This is a genomic window from Actinomadura sp. NPDC048021, assembly GCF_040653135.1.
GTDB classification, from domain to species: Bacteria; Actinomycetota; Actinomycetes; order Streptosporangiales; family Streptosporangiaceae; genus Spirillospora; species Spirillospora verrucosospora.
This window is the reverse complement of sequence record NZ_JBEZJQ010000020.1, coordinates 110,890-127,689: the sequence shown is the minus strand read 5'-3', so window position 1 is coordinate 127,689 and position 16,800 is coordinate 110,890. Positions and strand designations below refer to the sequence as shown.

The window sequence follows — 16,800 nt, the reverse complement described above, 5'->3', positions numbered from 1 at the left end:
GCGCTCCGTAGTCTCCCGGTCCATGGAGGCAACCATCGAAGTACGGGCCCTGCGAAAGCGGTACGGGCCCACCCTGGCCGTGGACGGCCTGTCGTTCACGGTCGGCCCCGGGCAGGTCACCGGGTTCGTCGGCCCGAACGGCGCCGGCAAGTCCACCACCATGCGGATGATCATGGGATTGGACCGGCCGGACGGCGGGACGGCGCTGGTCGGCGGCCGGCCCTACCGGTCACTGCGGACGCCGCTGTGCCGGCTCGGGGCGATGCTGGACGCGTCCGCGGTCCATCCGGCCCGCCGGGCCCGCGACCACCTGCTATGGCTCGCGCACGCCAACGGGCTGCCGTCCCGGCGGGTGGACGAGGTGATCGGGCTGACCGGGCTGGCGAGCGCGGCCCGCCGCCGGGCGGGCGGGTTCTCCCTCGGCATGCGGCAGCGGCTCGGGATCGCCGCGGCGCTGCTCGGCGACCCGCCGGTGCTGATGTTCGACGAGCCGGTCAACGGCCTGGACCCCGAGGGCGTCACCTGGATCCGGGGGCTGCTGCGGTCCCTGGCCGCCGAGGGGCGCGCCGTGCTGGTCTCCAGCCACCTCATGGGCGAGCTGGAGGGCGGCGCGGACCATCTGGTGGTGATAGGGCGTGGCCGGCTGATCGCCGATACCAGGGTCGCGGACCTGCTGGAGGCCGCGTCCGGCGGCCGGGTCGAGGTGCGCACGGCCGAGCGCCGGGAGGCGATGACCGCTCTGGCCCGCGCGGGCGCCACGGTGGCGGCGTCCGGCCCGGATGCCGTCACCGTCACGGGGCTGGCCGCCGAGAAGGTCGTCGCGGTCCTCACCGAGGCCGGGGTGGGGTTCAGCGGGGTGGGCGAGCACCGCGCGTCGCTGGAGGAGGCCTACATGGAGCTGACCCGGGACGCGGTCGAGTTCCAGGCGGCGCAGGGGCGGGAGTCCCGGTGAGCGCCCCAGGGACCGCCGCGGTCGCGCCGTACCGCAGCACGGTCCAGGACGAGGCCCGCGACGGGTTCGGGCGGCTGCTGGCCGCCGAGTGGACCAAGCTGCGCACCGTCCGCCGATGGATGCTGGCCCTGCCGGCGTCGGTACTGCTGACCGTGCTGGTCGCGCTGCTGGCGGCGGCCGGCAGCCAGTCCACCCGCTCGGGCGACGGGCCGCCGCCCGACCCGGCGCTGCTGAAGATCTCCGACCTGGGCCACTACACCTACCTGCCGCTGGCGGGAGACGGCACGGTCGTCGCGCGCGTCACCTCCCAGGAGGGCGGCGGCGCCTGGGCCAAGGCCGGCCTGATGGTCAGGGGGAGCACGCGGGCGGGCGCCCCGTACGCGGCGCTGGCGGTGACGCCGGGACACGGCGTCCGCCTCCTGAGCGGCTACAAGGAGGGCGGCGCCGGCGGCGGGCCGGGCGCGGTGCCGCGCTGGCTCAAGCTGTCCCGCGCCGGGGCGGACGTCACCGGTTACGCCTCGGCCGACGGCCGCGGCTGGCGCCGCGTCGGGTCCGTCCGGCTGAAGGGGCTGCCGCGGACGGCTCTGGCGGGCGTGTTCGTGGCCGCCCCGGACAAGGTCGAGGTGCGGCGGATGTTCGGCGGGGAGAGCGTCTCCGGGCAGCCCTCCGCCACGCGGGCGGCGTTCGACCAGGTGGCGGTGGCGCCGGCGCAGCCGGGCGCCGCCTGGCGGGACCGCGCCGCGGCGAGCGGGCCGGCGGCCGACCCGTCCCTGGACGGGCGCACCGGGTCCGGAGGGACGATCACGCTGAAGGGCGTGGGGGACATCGGGCCCAACGCGTTCGCCGACGACATCACCAGGACCACCCTCTCCGGCGCGCTCATCGGGCAGGTGGCGATCGTGACGCTGGCGGTGCTGTTCGTGACGGCGGAGTACCGGCGCGGGATGCTGCGCACGACGTTCGCGGCCGCCCCCCGGCGCGGCCGGGTGCTGGCGGCCAAGGCGGTCGTGGCGGGCCTGGCGTCACTGGCGGCGGGGCTGGCCGCGGCGTTCGGGTCGGTGCTGCTCGCCGGGCCGCTGGAGCGCTCGCACGGGCTGGCGGTGCCGCCCCTGACCGACGGCGCGGTGCTGCGCGCGGTCGCCGGGACGGGGGCGCTGTTCGCCGTGATCGCCGTGTTCTCGCTGGCGGTCGCGGTGATCGTGCGGCGCGGCGCGCCCGCGATCACGATCGTGCTGCTGCTCCTGCTCGTCCCGCAGATCGTGGCGACCGGGCTGCCGCTGTCGGCGGCGCGGTGGCTGGAGCGGCTCACCCCGGCGGCCGGGTTCGCGATCCAGCGGACCGTCGAGCGATTCGACCAGTCGATCGATCCGTGGGCGGGACTCGGGGTGCTGTGCGTGTACGCGGCGCTCGCGCTGGCGGCGGCCGCGCGGCTCGTCGCGAGGCGTGACGCATGACCGGCCGGGCAGGGACGGGCCTGCACGCGTTGCACGCCGAGTGGACGAAGCTGCGCACGGTGCCGAGCACGGCGTGGCTCGCGCCCGCCCTGGCGGTGCTGGTCGCCGCGGTCGGCGCGGCGGTGACCGGCACGGTGGACACCGCGCACTGCACGGGGCCCGCCGGGTGCGCGGAGGACACGCCGAAGCTGGCGCTGTCGGGCGTGCAGCTGGGGCAGGTGGCCGCGGTGATCCTCGGGGTGCTGGCCGTCGGGGGCGAGTACGCCACGGGGACGATCACCGCGACGCTGGCGGCGGTGCCGGGGCGGATCACCGTGCTGGCCGCCAAGGCCGCCGTCGTGGCGGGGCTCGTCGCCGCGGGCGGGACGGCGGGCGTGCTGGCGTCGCTGGCGGCCGGGCGGGGCGTCCTGCCCCGCAACGGCTTCACGGCCGCGAACGGCTACCCGCCGCTGTCGCTCGCCGACGGCCCCACCGCCCGCGCCGCCGCCGGGACCGTCCTCTACCTGGTGCTGGTGGCCCTGCTGGCCCTGGGCGCGGGGACGGTGCTGCGCGAGCAGGCGGTGGCGATGGGCGCGGTGCTGGCGCTGCTGTGGATCGCGCCGGTCCTCGTCCGGCTGGTCGGGGACGAGGCCTGGCGGGAGCGGCTGGAGAGGCTCTCTCCGATGACGGCGGGGCTGGCCGTCCAGGCGACGCGGGGCGTGGAGAGGCTGCCGATCGGGCCGTGGGAGGGCCTCGGCGTGCTGGCCGCCTACACGGCCGCGGCGCTGCTGGCGGGCGGCGTCGCTCTCGCCGTCCGCGACGCCTGAGGGTCAGGCGCGCGACGTCCGGTCGCCGTGCTCGTCGACGGCCTCGTCGTCGTGGACGACCTCGCCGCGGACCACCGGTCCCGGCGGGGTCTCGACGCGTCCGGGCCCCCGCCCGAAGGGGTCGAACCCGCCGGCGCCGGGCGGGAACATGGTGGCGGCGCGCTCCTCGGCGGCCCGCATCCGCCGCGCCGCGAACGCCGACAGCGCGCGGCGGACGAGCGGGCGGGTGAACGGCAGCACGAACACGAGCCCCACCAGGTCGGTGACGAAGCCGGGGACCAGCAGCAGCACGCCGCCGGCCATGACCAGCGCCGCGTCCGCGACCTCCCGGTCGGGCAGCACCCCGCGCCGCGCCGTCTCCTGCAGGGCCCGCCACGCGCGGCGGCCCTCCCGGCGGACGATCCACGCGCCCAGCGCGGTCTCGGCGATCAGCAGGCCGACGGTGGGCCAGGCGCCGATCACCTCGCCGACCTGGATCAGTACGAAGATCTCCAGGACCGGCACCAGCAGGAACGCCAGGACGATCAGCAGCGGCAGCATGGCTCCATCTTCGGGGTCGTCGAAAACCTCTCCCTCGGTTCAACGCCGGGAAGGCCCCGTTCGTTTCCCCGCACGCCCCCGGGCGCGCCTCAGCCCGGGTCGCGGATCTTGCCGATGCGGTCGCTCATCCCCCACTGGGTGATGCGCAGCGCCGCCTCGGCCATCACGTCCCGGCTCATCTTGCTGGTCCCGTGGACGCGCTCGACGAAGGTGATCGGCACCTCGACCACGCGCAGCCCCTGCCGCAGGGCCCGCAGCGCCAGGTCGATCTGGAAGCAGTAGCCGCGCGAGTCGACCCCCTCCAGCCCGATCTTCTCCAGCGTCGCGGCGCGGAAGGCGCGGTAGCCGCCGGTGGAGTCGTGCAGCGGGATGCCGAGCATGACGCGGGCGTAGGTGTTGGCGCCGCGCGACAGCGCCTCGCGCCGCTTCGGCCAGTTCCGGACCTTGCCGCCGGGCACCCAGCGGGCGCCGATGACCAGGTCGGCGTCCTCCAGGGCCGACAGCAGCCGCGGCAGCTCCTCGGGCTGGTGGGAGCCGTCGGCGTCCATCTCGACCATCACGTCGTAGCCCTGCTCGGCGGCCCACCGGAACCCGGCGATGTAGGCGGGGCCGAGGCCCTCCTTGCCCTGCCGGTGCAGCACCTTGATCTGCTCGTCCGCGGCGGCCATCGCGTCGGCGGCCTCGCCGGTCCCGTCGGGGCTGGCGTCGTCCACGACGAGGACGTCCACCGACGGGACGGCCTCGCGCACCCGCCCGGCGATGCGCTCGATGTTGTCCCGCTCGTTGTACGTCGGGATGATCACGAGCACCCGGCCGAGCCCGGCTGGGATCTCCATCGGCGTCAATTCCCCTCGTTCTTCCTGGCTGTCCATGCCGCCGCGCAGACCGCGCCGAGCCCGAGCAGCGCCAGCGCCCACTCCGGCGCCTCCCCCAGCCGGTCCGACGCCGTCCGCGCCGTCCGCGCCGGGACGGACGCGACCTGGACGGCCGGGACGAACTCCCGGGACCGGTCGACCATGCGGCCGTCGGGGGCGACGATGGCGCTGATCCCGCTCGTCGCGGCTACCAAGATCGTACGGCCATGTTCGACCGCGCGCAGCCGCGACATGGCGATCTGCTGGGGCGGCAGGCTCGTCTTGCCGTAGGTGGCGTTGTTGGTCTGCACGACCAGCAGATTCCCGCGCGCGACGTCGCGAACCTCCTTGTCGTAGGCGACCTCGAAGCAGATCACGTCGCCGATGTCCACCGGCCCGAGCCCCATCACGCCGGAGCGGTCGCCCTTGGCGAAGTCGCGCGGGATCCGCTCGAACCGGGTGATCAGCTTGGTCAGGACGTCGCGGAACGGCAGGTACTCGCCGAACGGGACGGGGTGCCGCTTGACGTAGTAGTCGCCCGGGCCGGTCCGCGGGTCCCAGACGATGCCGCGGTTCTCGACCTTCTTCCCGTCGGGGGTGTCGGTGAGGGCGCCGACGAGGACGGGGACGCCGATGTCCTTCACCGCGCCGTCGATGGCGTTGTAGGCGTCGGGCTCGGTGTAGGGGTCGAGGTCGCTGGCGTTCTCCGGCCACACCACCAGCTCCGGCTTGGCGACCCGCCCGGCGCGGACCCGCTCGGCCAGCTCGTGGGTGGCCTTGACGTGGTTGTCCAGCACGGCCTTGCGCTGGCCGAGGAAGTCCAGGCCGAGGCGCGGCACGTTGCCCTGGACGACCGCGACGGTGACCGGGCGGCCGTCGGCGGGCGTGGGGATCAGCAGCCCTCCGCCGACGACGGCGCCGACCGCGGCCAGGCAGACCGCCGCGGGGAGCAGCGCCCGGCGGGTTCCGGGCCGCTCCCCGACGTCTCCGTCTCCGCCCCCGCCCCCGCCCCGGGACCGGGAGGCCTTGGACCGGGCGCGGAGGACGGCCACGGCGGCGCAGGCGAGGAGGCCGCCGAGCAGGGCCGTCAGGAACGTGACCAGGGGCGCCCCGCCGAAGGACGCGTAGGGGGTGAGGGGCGTGGCGGTCTGGCTGAAGGCCAGCCGCGCCCAGGGGAACCCTCCGAAGGGGACGCGGCCGCGGATCAGCTCCTCGCCGACCCACAGCGCGGCCGTCCAGACCGGCCAGCCGGGGAGCCGGGTGACCACCGCGATCCCGGCGCCCAGCGGCAGGAAGTAGGCGGCCTCGACGAGGCTGAGGATGATCCAGCCGTCCGGGCCGACGCGGGAGATCCCCTCCAGCGCGGGGACGAAGAACGCGGCGCCGGCGAGGAACGCGAGCCAGGCGCCGGTGCGAGGGGAACGGCCGATCAGCGCGAGGGTCAGCAGCGCGACGCCCGCCGGTGCGAGGGGCGTGAGGTCGAACGGGGGGAAGGCCGGCCACATCAGCAGCCCGGCCGCCACGGCCAGCAGCGTGCGGGGCCAGCCCGCGCGGCCGCCGGAGCGCAGGCCGCGGCGCAGGCGGCCGAGCCGCCCGCTCGGCGCCCCGGCGCCGGGCTCGCCGCCCGGGCCGTCGCCCGGCCCCGCCGCCGGCGACCGGTCCGGGAGGGTCTCCTGGGCCACGTCCCACCTCGTTCACTCTGGGTCTCTGCCGGAACGCTACCGGCCCCGGGCGTCCGCGGCGACCATGGGCCCAGGTCGCGGCGGGAAAGGGCGGCTCACCTGGTGCGGAGCCGAGGCGGGGGACGGGGCCGGTCACGGAGCTGATCGGGGCCGGCACGGGGGCCGGACACGGAGGAGGGCCCGCGACATCCGTCGGGCCGGAGTCGTCCCACAGGCGGTGAGAACGAGGCTCCGTTTTCTACTGGATGTCCGGGCCCTTCCCGGGTCCAACCCCCCGCACGATCGGACGGCTCCGCCCGGACACGGCCGCGGATCACCGCGCTGGCTCGGGCGGGCACGGTGGCGACCACTGGCGTGATCCCCGTCCCCGTCGCGGCGCGGCGCCCGGCGGCCCCTCGGGCGGCCGATCGGTGAGTCCCGTGCTGGACTGCAGCAAAACTACCGGCTTCCGCCACCTTGTCAACCGCCGCATGTTCTGCGGCTACTCCGTGTTAACCCAGCTCAAAACCATGATCAGAGCGTTCGGCGATTTCGCCGAACGCCCTGCACGCGATCACGTGGGCGCGGGTCAGCCTCCCGGGGCCGAGACCACGACGGTCCCGGTCGCGGTGACCGCGACGATCGGCTCGGCCAGCGCCTCGGCCGCCGACTCGCCCTTGTCGGGACGGCCCCGGCATACCACGCGGGCCTCGAAGTCCATCACGCGGCTGCGGGTGCCGGCGCGGGCCAGCACGGCGGTGGTCTCCAGGACGTCCCCGGCCCGGACGGGCGCGCGGAACTGCACGTCGGAGTAGGAGGCGAACAGGCCCTCGTCGCCGTCGGTGCGGACGCACAGCTCCGTGGCGACGTCCCCGAACAGCCCCAGCACGTAGGCGCCGTCGACCAGGTCGCCGGCGTAGTGGGCGTGCGAGTAGGGGATGTAGCGGCGGTGGGTGACGGTCAGTCCCTCACGGGGGTCGCTCACTCTTCCTCCATCGTCGTGGGGCGGTGCTCGCCGGGCAGCAGGGCGTGCACGAGGTAGCTGGCGACCTCGGCGGGCGTCGTGCCCTTGCCGAAGATGCGGTCGACGCCGAGATCGGCCTCGGTGACGGTGTCGAAGCGGGGGCCGCCGACGACCAGGAGGGGCCGCCCCATGCCCCCGGCCACCGCCGTCGGGTACTCGGCGTGGAACGCCGCCGCCATCTGCTTGGTGTTGTGCAGGTGGGCGTTGCGCTGGGTGACGACCTGCGACACCAGGACCGCGTCGGCGTTCTCCGCCTTGGCGCGCTCCACCAGCTCCTCGACCGTGACCTGGGCGCCCATGTTGACGACCTGGATCTCCCGGTAGTACTCCAGGCCCTTCTCCCCCGCGAAGCCCTTCACGTTGAGGATCGCGTCGATCCCGACGGTGTGCGCGTCGGTGCCGATGCAGGCCCCGACGACCACCAGCCGCCGGTTCAGCGCCTCGCGGATCGCCAGGTTCACCTCCTGGGACGACAGCAGCGGGTAGGCGCGCTCCTCCGGGACGGGGATGGAGGCGTAGTCGATGAGGTGCCGCACCTTGCCGTACACGATGAAGAAGGTGAAGTGGGGCCCCATGGGCTTGGCGTGGACGACGCTGGCCGGGTCCAGGCCCATCTTCCCCGCGAGCTGCAGCGCGGCCGCCTCGGCGCGCTTGCCGGCCGGGACGGGAAGGGTGAACGACATCTGCACCATGCCGTCGCCGGTGGTGTCGCCGTAGGGGCGGATCACCTGCCGGGTGTCGGCGGGCTCGGCGGGGGCCTGGGTCCCGGTACCGGTTCCGGGGCTCTCGACCGTCATGCGGGCACCTCCTGGTCGGCGGCGGTGGATCGGGCGGCGTGGGGGTCCTCGGTGTCGAGGATCTCGATGGCGGGGTTGAAGTAGCCGTCGGCGCGCGGGACGACGCCGTCCAGGCCCTTGCCCCCGTCGGCGGGACGGCGGGTGACGCCGAACGTGCCCTCGGCGATCGCGTCGAGCAGCCCGTCGTCGGCGATGCGCTCCAGCAGCTCCACCGACTCCGACAGCACCTGCTTGGCGCGCTGGACGAGCATCCCGTCCGGGCGGGGCATGAAGTCCTCGGAGAGGTTCCCGCAGGCGTCGCGGACGTAGCGGACGTTCTCCAGCGCCAGGTCGCGGTCCGACAGCCAGGGGGTGTGGATGCCCTCGGTCATCATCCCGATCAGGATGATCGACTGCCCGGTCAGCACGCCGGCGAGGTTGAAGAACGCGTCCAGCAGGTAGCCGGCGAAGATGTTGCCGGTCATGTGCTTGGTCGGCGGCATGTACTTCAGCGGCGCGCCCGGGAACAGCTCCCGGACGAGCTGGGCGTGCGCCAGCTCCATCCGGAACGACTCGGGGATCGCCGGGTTGATCTCGAAGGCGTGGCCGAGGCCGAGCTGGTCGTCGGCGAGGCCGGCCTCGTGCCCGAACCGCTCGTTCAGCAGCTGGCTGACGACCACGGTGTGCGCGGCGTCGACGGCGTCGGCGGTGGTGAGGTAGTTGTCCTCGCCGGTGTTGATGACGATGCCGGCGCGGGCGTGGATCTGCCGGGAGAACCGCTGGTCGATGAAGGTGCGGCGCGGGTTGATGTCGCGGAAGATGATGCCGTACATGCAGTCGTTCAGCATCATGTCCAGGCGCTCCAGCCCGGCCAGCGTCGCGATCTCCGGCATGCACAGCCCGGAGGCGTAGTTCGTCAGCCGCACGTACCGGCCGAGCTCGCGGGAGACGTCGTCCAGGGCCGAGCGCATCAGCCGGAAGTTCTCCCGCGTGGCGTAGGTGCCGGCGTAGCCCTCCCGGGTGGCGCCCTCGGGCACGAAGTCCAGCAGCGACTGCCCGGTGGAGCGGATCACCGCGACGACGTCGGCGCCCTCGCGGGCGGCGGCCTGCGCCTGCGGGATGTCCTCGTAGATGTCGCCGGTCGCCACGATCAGGTAGACCAGCGGCCGGGGCGGGTCGGCCCGGTCGGGGGTGGGCAGCTCGGCCAGCAGCCGGTCGCGCTCGGCGCGGCGCCGGTCGATGCGCGCCATGCCGCCGCGGGCCGCCTCGCCCGCGGCCTTGCGGGCGTGCTCGGCGTCGGCGCCCGACGGCAGCCGGAACGACACCCGCCCCCGGGCGGCGGCCCGGGCCAGGTCGTCCAGGGAGCCGTGCGGACCGGCCAGCAGCGCGTCCCAGACCGGCAGGGCGAGCCCGTGCTCCAGGCCGACCTGGTCGCGGACGGCGTCGGCGAGGTGGTTGGCCCAGGGGCGCCCCTCATCGTCGGCGCCGGTCAGGCCGGCCAGCCTCAGCAGAGCCCGCTCGACCGAGACGGTGGTGTGGGAGCGGGCCATGTCGATGATGGGTTCGGCGGCCCGGGCGGCCAGGCGCCGGGCGGTGCGCACCGCCTCCGGGTCGAGGTCCAGCTTTCCCTGCGGCGCCATTGCCGTCTCCCCTCACGCAGCCGCCCCTCTCAGGCCGGTCCTAACAATCATCCTTCATACCGAGTTCTCTACGGGAGATCTTCCGGCACGGACACCGTATTCCACAAGAACTAGCGGCACATCTCCCGCCACCTTCCGCCGGCGACCAGCCCCATCTTCCCCCTCCGAGCGGTCATGTCACCCCCCGGTGACGGTCCGCGACAACCCATCACACAACGACAATGAGTAAAGCTATGCTCACCCCTGGTCACGGACGGACCGATTCCGGGAGGGGCATGATCGTTTATTTCGCGGCCGCGGCCTGCGCCGTCGGCGTGGTCATCACGGCGAGCCGGCTGGTACGACGAGCGCGCGGCACCGTGGACGACGCCGCCCCCGACGGCCCCACCAACTCCCACACCGGCGCGATGCTCTCCGCGCTGTTCCTGCTGGCGTTCGCCATCGCCATCGTCGTGCCGTGGACGACGTCGGACTCCGCCCGCTCCAACACCTACACCGAGAGCCAGGCGATCTCCGAGGCGTACTGGGCCGCCCAGCGCCTCCCCGCGGCCGACGCCCGGCGCGTCCAGGACGGGCTCATCGCCTACGTCGAACTCGTGCGCGGCCCCGAGTGGCGGCTGATGAGGCACGGCCGGCTCAGCCCCCGCGGCTGGACCGACCTCGACCGGCTCCGCCGCGAGGTCATCGCCGTCCAGGCCGGCACCGACGAGGCCAAGGACGCCCGCAGCGCCGTCCTGGACCACCTCGGCGAGATCTCCGCGGCGCGGCGGCAGCGCGCCATGGACGCCCGGACGACGCCCCCCGCCGGCCTGCTCGGCGTCACCCTCGTCACCGGCGCCGTGGTCCTGCTGCTGCCGTTCCTCGCGGGCGCCCGCCCGCGCGGCATGACGCTGGTGCCGTTGTCGCTGATGGCGGCGCTGCTCGCCGCCGGGGCCTACCTCACCGTCGACATCTCCCACGTGTTCAGCGGCGCCCTCGCCGTCGGCCCCGAGGCCTTCACCGGCCTGCACGCCGACCTGCAGCGCATCGCGGGAGGCGGCTGATGCGCCCCCGCCCCGCCGCCGCCCCGGCCCGGGTGCGGCGGGCCCGCACCCTGCCGGTGCGCGCGCTGCCCCTCCGCAGGCCGCCCGGCCGGACGCTGCTGCCGACCCTGGCGCTACCGGCTCTCACACTGCCCGCCGTGATGCTCGGCTTCCCCGCCGCCGCACAGGCCCACCCGACGCCGACGCCCCAGATCAGCCTGTGCATCGACATCGAGATCGGCGGCGGCCCCGCCGACGGCTGCGAGCCCCCGAACACCCCCGAGCCACCGCCCCCGCCCCCGCAGGAGCCGCCCTCCGACACCCCCGAACCCCCAGAACCCCCGCCGCCTTCGCCGACCCCGGAGCCGCCGGCACCACCGTCTCCCTCTCCTCCGGCGCCCGAGCCGCCCGCCCCGGCCCCGCCACCTGCGGCCGCGCCGAAACCGCCGCCCCCGGCCGCCGCGCCGCGCGCGCCGGTCCCACCTCCGCGGACGCGCCCGGAACCGGCGCCGCCCACGCCGCCCAAGAAGGCCAAGAAGCCCGCACCGGTGCGGGCGCACGCGGCGCCCCGCCCGAAGAAGGCGCCGCAGCAGCGCCGCAACCCGCTGCGCTCCTCGCTCGTGCTGGTCGTCATCGCCGTCGTCATCAGCGCCGGCACCGCCATCGCCTTCGCGCACTGACCGACGCCTCCACCAAGATCCCGCTCACCCCGGAGTAGCGCCGGAAGCCTCGACAAGCCGCGGTCACGCCAGCGTGCCGCGACAGACCGAAGAGGTTCCCCTCGTCCTTCCGGCAGACAGCAGTACCCGGCCGCACGGCCCACTTCGCGAGGTGCTGGAGGGCGCCGTAAAGCGATGCCGACCAGCGCGCGGCTCCCGATGGCGGTAGGAGGCGGGGATGGAACCCGGCGCGCGACCGTCCCTGAGACCGGCCACCCACCTTCGCGGGAAGCCGCACAGCCGGGAAGGCGCGAAGACGCACGCGGGCGGGCGGCTGCGGTGGTGCGCGGGCGGGTGCGGGCGGGCGGCTGCGGTGGTGCGCGGGCGGGTGCGGGCGGGCGGCTGCGGTGGTGCGCGGGCGGGTGCGGGCGGGCGGGCGCGGTGGTGCGCGGGCAGGCGGGGTTGGTCAGGGGTGGCGGGCTACTCCGCCGAGGACCAGGAAGCGCTCCGGGTCGGTCACGGCCTCGGCCTCGTCGGGGCGCCACAGGGGCACGTACACCAGGCCGGGGTCGAGCAGGTCCCAGCCGTCGAAGAAACGCAGGATCTCCGCGTGGGACCGGGACACCGCCGGCGAGGTGGCCCGGTCGTAGAGCTTGCCGATCGCCGCGGTCTTGGTCGGCTGCGCCTCATCGGTGAGATGCGAGACCACCAGGGCGCTGCCCGGCGCGGCCGCGTCCCGCAGCGCCGCCACGATGCCGGGCGGATCCTCCTCGGGCCTGATCAGGTGCAGCGCCGCGACGAGCAGGAACGCGACCGGCTCGGAGAGGTCGACCAGCTCCTTCAGCTCCGGCGCGGCGAGGATGCCCGCCGGATCGCGCATGTCGGCCTGGACCACCCTGACGCGGTCGTCGCCCGCCAGGAGGGCGCGGCCGTGCGCCACCGCGACGTCGTCGTTGTCGACGTACACCACCCGCGCGTGCGGGGCGACCTCCTGCGCGACCTCGTGCACGTTGCCCTGCGTCGGGATGCCCGAGCCGATGTCGACGAACTGGGCGACGCCCTCCTCGGCGAGCGCGCGCACGGCGCGGCGCAGGAACGCCCGGTTCGCGCGTGCCAGCTCCCGCGCCCGCGGCTCGACCCGCAGCAGCCCCGTCGCGAGATCACGATCAGAGGCGAAATTGTGCGCTCCGCCGAGCAGATAGTCGTACACCCGTGCGACGCTTGGTCTACCGCTGTCGACCTCGGGTGGGATCCACTCGGAGTCCATTCGTCGTCTCCCTATGCCCGAAGTGGGGCCGTCCGCGGGCACCTCAGCGTAACGCGAGCCGCGGCGGGAGGCCCTCCGCACACGGACAGTGAGGACCATGGCCGAAGACCCCGCACGGCCAGGCCAGGCGACCGTCCTGCTCACCCCGGACGGGACGGTCACCGGCTGGAGCGACGGCGCCGCGCGCCTGTTCGGCCGCGCCGCGGCCGCCGCCGCCGGAACCGCGCTCACCGACCTGCTCGGCCGGCCCGGCGCGGCGGAGCCGCTGCTGGTCGCGCTGAAGGCGGCCGCCGCCGGCCGCGCCTGGAGCGGCGTCCTGCCGCTGTCGGACGAGGGCCTGCCGGTGGCCTGCGAGCCGATGACGGGCGCGGGCGGCCGCGTCCAGGTGCTGCTGACGGTGTCCCCGCCCCGCACCGGCGGCCTGGAGCTGCTGGACGAGGCGGCCCGCCGCGCCGGCTCCACCCTCGACCCCCACCGGGCCGCCGGCGAGATCGTCGCCGTCACCGTCCCGCGGTTCGCCGACGCCGGCGCCGTCTACGTGCTGGAACGCCTGCTCGCCGACGACGACCAGCCCGGCGCCGAGACCGAGGGGTCGGCGGTCGTGCGGCGCCTGGCCGTCGCGCTCGCCGACGACGACCCGCGGGAGTGGTCCCGCGAGTTCCCCGTCGACGAGGTCATCGTCTATCCGCCGGGCTCGCCCTACGCCCGCTGCCTCGCCGCCGGCGACATGGTCGAGTTCGGCGGCGACGCCGCCCGCGACACCGTGGCCGGCCGCACGGGCCGCCTCCTCGACGGCATCGCCGACCACGTGTCGCTGCTGGCGGTGCCCCTCGCCGCGCGCGGCCGCACCCTCGGGTTCGCGGTGTTCAGCCGCAAGCGCGGCCGGCCGCCCTTCGACCCGGCCGACCGCGCGCTGGCCTCCGAACTCGCCGGCCGCGCCGCCGCCTGCGTCGACAACGCCTGCGCGTACCGGCGCGAGCACCGCACCGCGACCGCGCTGAAGGCGGCGCTGCTGCCCGCCGATGTCACCGCCCCGCCCGGCCTGCGGATCGCGCACCGCTACCTGCCCGCCCGCAGCGGCGTCGGGGGCGACTGGTACGAGGTGGTGCCGCTGCCCGGCGGCAGGATCGCCGTGGTGATCGGCGACTCGCTCGGGCACGGCGTCACCGCCGCCGCCGCGATGGGCCAGCTGCGGGTCGCCGCGCACACGCTGGTCCGGTGCGGGTTCCCGCCCGGCGAGGTGCTGGCCCGGCTCGACGCCATCGCCCAGGAGCTGGACGCCGCGCAGTTCGCCACGTGCCTGTGCCTGGTCTGCGACCCGGCGACGCTGCGGTGCGAGATGGCGAGCGCCGGGCATCCCCCACCGCTGCTGGCCCTGCCGGACGGCACCGTACGGCACTTCGCCGTCGCCCACGGGCTGCCGCTCGGGGTGTCCGACGAGGAGCATCCGGCCGACCACCCGCAGGTGTCGGCGACGATCCCGCCGGGCGCGACCCTCGCCTTCTACACCGACGGCCTGGTGGAGAGCCGGATGCGCACCGTCGACGACGGCGTCGCGCGGCTCGCCTCCGCCCTGGTCGCCTCCCAGGACGGGACGCTGGAGGAGACCGCCGACGGCGTCGTGGCCCTGCTGTCCGACCAGCGGGGCCACGACGACATCGCGCTGCTCCTGATCCGCCCCGACGGGCCCTGACCGCCCTACAGGCCGGGGATCTCGTGGTTGCGGAACGCGTCCACGAAGTAGGTGTGGTCCTCCCGGACGATCTCGGCGTACTCGGTGCCGAACGCCACCATCGCCTCCACGAACGCCGACTCGTCCGGGCCGATCACCGCGTCGATGGCGTCCTCGACCTGGAACCCGACCAGGGTGTGGTCGGAGTCGGTGTCGGACACGCAGTGCACCTTGGCGGTGGCGCGGCCCAGGTCGTCCAGCACCGACAGCATGTCCTCGGGCTCGGTCAGGCCGCTCCAGTCCAGGTCCTCCTCGTAGGGAGACAGCTCCTGGACGACGTACCCGACGCCGTCGATCCGGGTGTGGCCGAGCCACGGGTCGCTGTTGGCCTGCAGCGCGCGCCGCGACACGGCGGTGCGGTGCCCGTGGTGCTGGAAGTACTCGCGGATGCGGGGGTCGTCGACGACGCGGCTGGCGGCGGCGACGTTGCCCTGCTTCATCGACAGGATGACGTCGTTCTCCAGCGCCTGGGTGTTGCCCTCGACGAGGATGTTGTAGGCCGACAGCCCGGCCGAGCCGATGCCGAACCCGGACGCCCCGACGATGTCCTTGATCTCATAGGTGAGGCTGCCGAAGCGCTTCTCGTGCGGGATCGTCGTCAGGTACTCGGCGTAGGCGGCCTCGACCGCGGCGCGCTCGGCGTCGTCCAGGCGGCGGACGCCGGGGCGGTCGCGGAACCGGCGCTCGGCCCCGGACACGACGGTCATGCCCTCCAGCAGCCCGGTCCGGGTGCCGCCCATCGCGGCGACCAGCACGTCGCGGACGTAGCCGTCGGTGGTGTCGAGCGTCAGCGCGAACTTCTCGTCGCCCTCGTGCGCGGCGAACTTGCGGACCTGGTCGACGTAGGCGCGCACGTAGGTCTCGATGAGCCGGCGGATGTCGGCGTCGGAGATCGCCTTCTGCCACGCCAGCAGCGCCAGGCTGGCCACCAGCCGCTTGACGTCCCAGGTGAAGTGACCGACGTAGGCCTCGTCGTAGTCGTTGACGTCGAAGACGAAGACGCCGTCGTCGTTCATGTAGGTGCCGAAGTTCTGCGCGTGCAGGTCGCCCTGGATCCACACGCGGGACGTGCGCTCGTCGGCCCACGGGTCGTCGTCGTGGACGATGTCGGCGTAGAACAGGCAGGCGCTGCCCCGGTAGAACGCGAACGGGTCGGACGCCATCTTGCGGAAGCGGCGGCGGAACTCGGCGGGGCTGCGCTCCATCAGGTCCGAGAACGCGTCGACCAGGACGTCGACGATCTGCGCCTGGCGCTCCTTGGGGTCCCGTCCGCGCAGTTCCTCGGTGATGCTCGCCATGCTCTCTCCCTCGATGATCGGACGGTCCCCGCCACGGCCGGGATGTTTCCGGTCATTCTGCCGAATCCGCACCGGTCCGGGAGGTGAACAGCGCACGCACGGCGGGTTCCGACCGCACGAGTTCCAGGGCGGTCTCGGCGTGCCCGGGGACGTAGCCGTTCCCGATGAGCATCGTGACGTCGGCGGCCAGCCCCTCCGCGCCGAGCGCGGCGGCCGGGAACGAGGTCGCCATCGAGAAGAACACGACGGTGCCGCCGGGCGCGGTGGCGAGGATCGCGCCGTGCTCGCAGCCCGGCACGTCCACGCACACGATGGTGACGTCGGCCGGCTCGCCGACGGCCGCCGCGACCGCCACCGGGTCGCGGGCGTCGGCGCGCACGACGGCGTCGGCCAGGCCCGAGGCCGCCAGCCGCTCCTCCTCCTCGGCGGTGGGCACCAGCCCGATCACCCGGGACGCGCCGGCGCGCCGGGCGGCGGCCAGCGACAGGCACCCGCTCTTGCCGGCCGCGCCCAGCACCAGCACCACGGGGCCGTCCTCGCGCGCCGCCACGACCCGGCGGGTGAGGGCCGGCGCGCCGCACACGTCCATGACGGCGAGGGCCAGCGGCACCGGCAGGTCGTCGGGCAGGACGGCGGCGATGGAGCGCGCGAACAGGATCGCGTGGCCCCGCGCGGGCACCTGCTCGGACCGCCCGTCCCACTCCGCGAGCCCGTCGGTGACGGCCAGCGGAGTGAGGGTCAGGGACACCAGGGTGGCGACGCGGTCGCCGGGCTTCAGCCCGAGCGGCGAGTCCGGCCCGGCCTCCTCGACCACGCCGACGAGCATGCCGCCCGACCCGGTCACCGGGTTGTGCATCTTGCCGCGCTCCCCGATGATCCGCAGCACCTCGGCCCGGATCGCGTCCGGGTCGCCGCCGAGCGCGGTGTGCAGCTGGCGGTAGGACGCGGCGTCCAGATTGAGGCGCTCGACGCCGATCCGCACCTCGTCCGGCCGGATCCGCGGGTCGGGATCCAGCCGGAGCGCGGCCTGCGGCAGGACGCCCGCGGGCTCCAGCACCCGGTGCAGCCCGACCGCGGTCCCCGTCCCGCCTCCGGTCATCGCCATGCCGCCTTTC

15 protein-coding genes are annotated in these 16,800 nt (G+C 74.9%); 6 read left to right on the top strand and 9 right to left on the bottom strand.

What is annotated here, in order from left to right:
- The first annotated feature begins 22 nt into the window (after positions 1-22).
- The 3 genes from AB0C87_RS29400 to AB0C87_RS29390 are packed head-to-tail and all read left to right on the top strand — an operon-like array spanning position 23 to position 3,212.
- Positions 23-952, top strand: coding sequence for an ATP-binding cassette domain-containing protein (locus AB0C87_RS29400; RefSeq protein ID WP_353835803.1), 930 nt, complete (start codon positions 23-25; stop codon positions 950-952).
- Positions 949-2,406 carry an ABC transporter permease subunit gene (locus AB0C87_RS29395; RefSeq protein ID WP_353835802.1) on the top strand — a complete coding sequence of 486 codons (1,458 nt, stop codon included), beginning with the start codon at positions 949-951 and terminating at the stop codon, positions 2,404-2,406. Before AB0C87_RS29400 ends, AB0C87_RS29395 begins: the two co-directional genes overlap by 4 nt.
- A complete protein-coding gene (locus AB0C87_RS29390) occupies positions 2,403-3,212 on the top strand; it encodes an ABC transporter permease (protein WP_360580494.1) in 810 nt (269 codons plus the stop codon). Before AB0C87_RS29395 ends, AB0C87_RS29390 begins: the two co-directional genes overlap by 4 nt.
- A gap of 3 nt (positions 3,213-3,215) precedes the next feature.
- Here the strand turns inward: AB0C87_RS29390 and AB0C87_RS29385 are convergent, their stop codons facing one another.
- The 6 genes from AB0C87_RS29385 to AB0C87_RS29360 all read right to left on the bottom strand — a co-directional run bounded on the left by AB0C87_RS29385 (position 3,216) and on the right by AB0C87_RS29360 (position 9,707).
- Positions 3,216-3,752, bottom strand: a complete 537-nt coding sequence (locus AB0C87_RS29385) for an FxsA family protein (protein ID WP_345187073.1) — start codon at positions 3,750-3,752, stop codon at positions 3,216-3,218.
- Positions 3,753-3,841: 89 nt separating this feature from the next.
- On the bottom strand, positions 3,842-4,588 hold the full coding sequence (locus tag AB0C87_RS29380) for a polyprenol monophosphomannose synthase (protein WP_360358726.1): 747 nt from the start codon (positions 4,586-4,588) through the stop codon (positions 3,842-3,844).
- Between the two features lie 5 nt (positions 4,589-4,593).
- Entirely contained in the window at positions 4,594-6,288 is a 1,695-nt protein-coding gene (lnt, locus tag AB0C87_RS29375) for an apolipoprotein N-acyltransferase (RefSeq protein ID WP_360580492.1), read from the bottom strand.
- A gap of 568 nt (positions 6,289-6,856) precedes the next feature.
- Positions 6,857-7,252, bottom strand: a complete 396-nt coding sequence (locus AB0C87_RS29370; protein ID WP_345183055.1) for a hotdog fold domain-containing protein — start codon at positions 7,250-7,252, stop codon at positions 6,857-6,859.
- The gene (locus AB0C87_RS29365; protein ID WP_345183054.1) at positions 7,249-8,088 is read right to left on the bottom strand and encodes an OAM dimerization domain-containing protein; all 840 of its coding nucleotides are present in this window, start codon (positions 8,086-8,088) and stop codon (positions 7,249-7,251) included. The genes AB0C87_RS29370 and AB0C87_RS29365 overlap by 4 nt, the downstream gene beginning before the upstream one ends.
- On the bottom strand, positions 8,085-9,707 hold the full coding sequence (locus AB0C87_RS29360) for a lysine 5,6-aminomutase subunit alpha (protein ID WP_345183053.1): 1,623 nt from the start codon (positions 9,705-9,707) through the stop codon (positions 8,085-8,087). The genes AB0C87_RS29365 and AB0C87_RS29360 overlap by 4 nt, the downstream gene beginning before the upstream one ends.
- Before the next feature lie 275 nt (positions 9,708-9,982).
- Between AB0C87_RS29360 and AB0C87_RS29355 the strand changes: the two genes are divergently transcribed.
- Together AB0C87_RS29355 and AB0C87_RS29350 are read left to right on the top strand one after the other, a co-directional pair.
- A complete protein-coding gene (locus tag AB0C87_RS29355; protein WP_345183052.1) occupies positions 9,983-10,750 on the top strand; it encodes a hypothetical protein in 768 nt (255 codons plus the stop codon).
- Complete coding sequence (locus tag AB0C87_RS29350; protein ID WP_360580490.1) at positions 10,750-11,409, top strand: hypothetical protein; 660 nt, start codon at positions 10,750-10,752, stop codon at positions 11,407-11,409. The genes AB0C87_RS29355 and AB0C87_RS29350 overlap by 1 nt, the downstream gene beginning before the upstream one ends.
- Before the next feature lie 445 nt (positions 11,410-11,854).
- On the opposite strand, the gene AB0C87_RS29345 is transcribed toward AB0C87_RS29350, so the two are convergent.
- A complete protein-coding gene (locus tag AB0C87_RS29345) occupies positions 11,855-12,655 on the bottom strand; it encodes an SAM-dependent methyltransferase (RefSeq protein WP_360580488.1) in 801 nt (266 codons plus the stop codon).
- 97 nt (positions 12,656-12,752) lie between these two features.
- Here AB0C87_RS29345 and AB0C87_RS29340 point away from each other — a divergent pair, with 97 nt between their 5' ends.
- Positions 12,753-14,348, top strand: a complete 1,596-nt coding sequence (locus AB0C87_RS29340) for a GAF domain-containing SpoIIE family protein phosphatase (RefSeq protein WP_360580486.1) — start codon at positions 12,753-12,755, stop codon at positions 14,346-14,348.
- Positions 14,349-14,353: 5 nt separating this feature from the next.
- On the opposite strand, the gene AB0C87_RS29335 is transcribed toward AB0C87_RS29340, so the two are convergent.
- Together AB0C87_RS29335 and AB0C87_RS29330 are read right to left on the bottom strand one after the other, a co-directional pair.
- Entirely contained in the window at positions 14,354-15,685 is a 1,332-nt protein-coding gene (locus tag AB0C87_RS29335; protein ID WP_360580484.1) for a DUF2252 domain-containing protein, read from the bottom strand.
- Between the two features lie 52 nt (positions 15,686-15,737).
- Complete coding sequence (locus AB0C87_RS29330) at positions 15,738-16,790, bottom strand: zinc-binding dehydrogenase (protein ID WP_353834376.1); 1,053 nt, start codon at positions 16,788-16,790, stop codon at positions 15,738-15,740.
- Positions 16,791-16,800 lie beyond the last annotated feature (10 nt).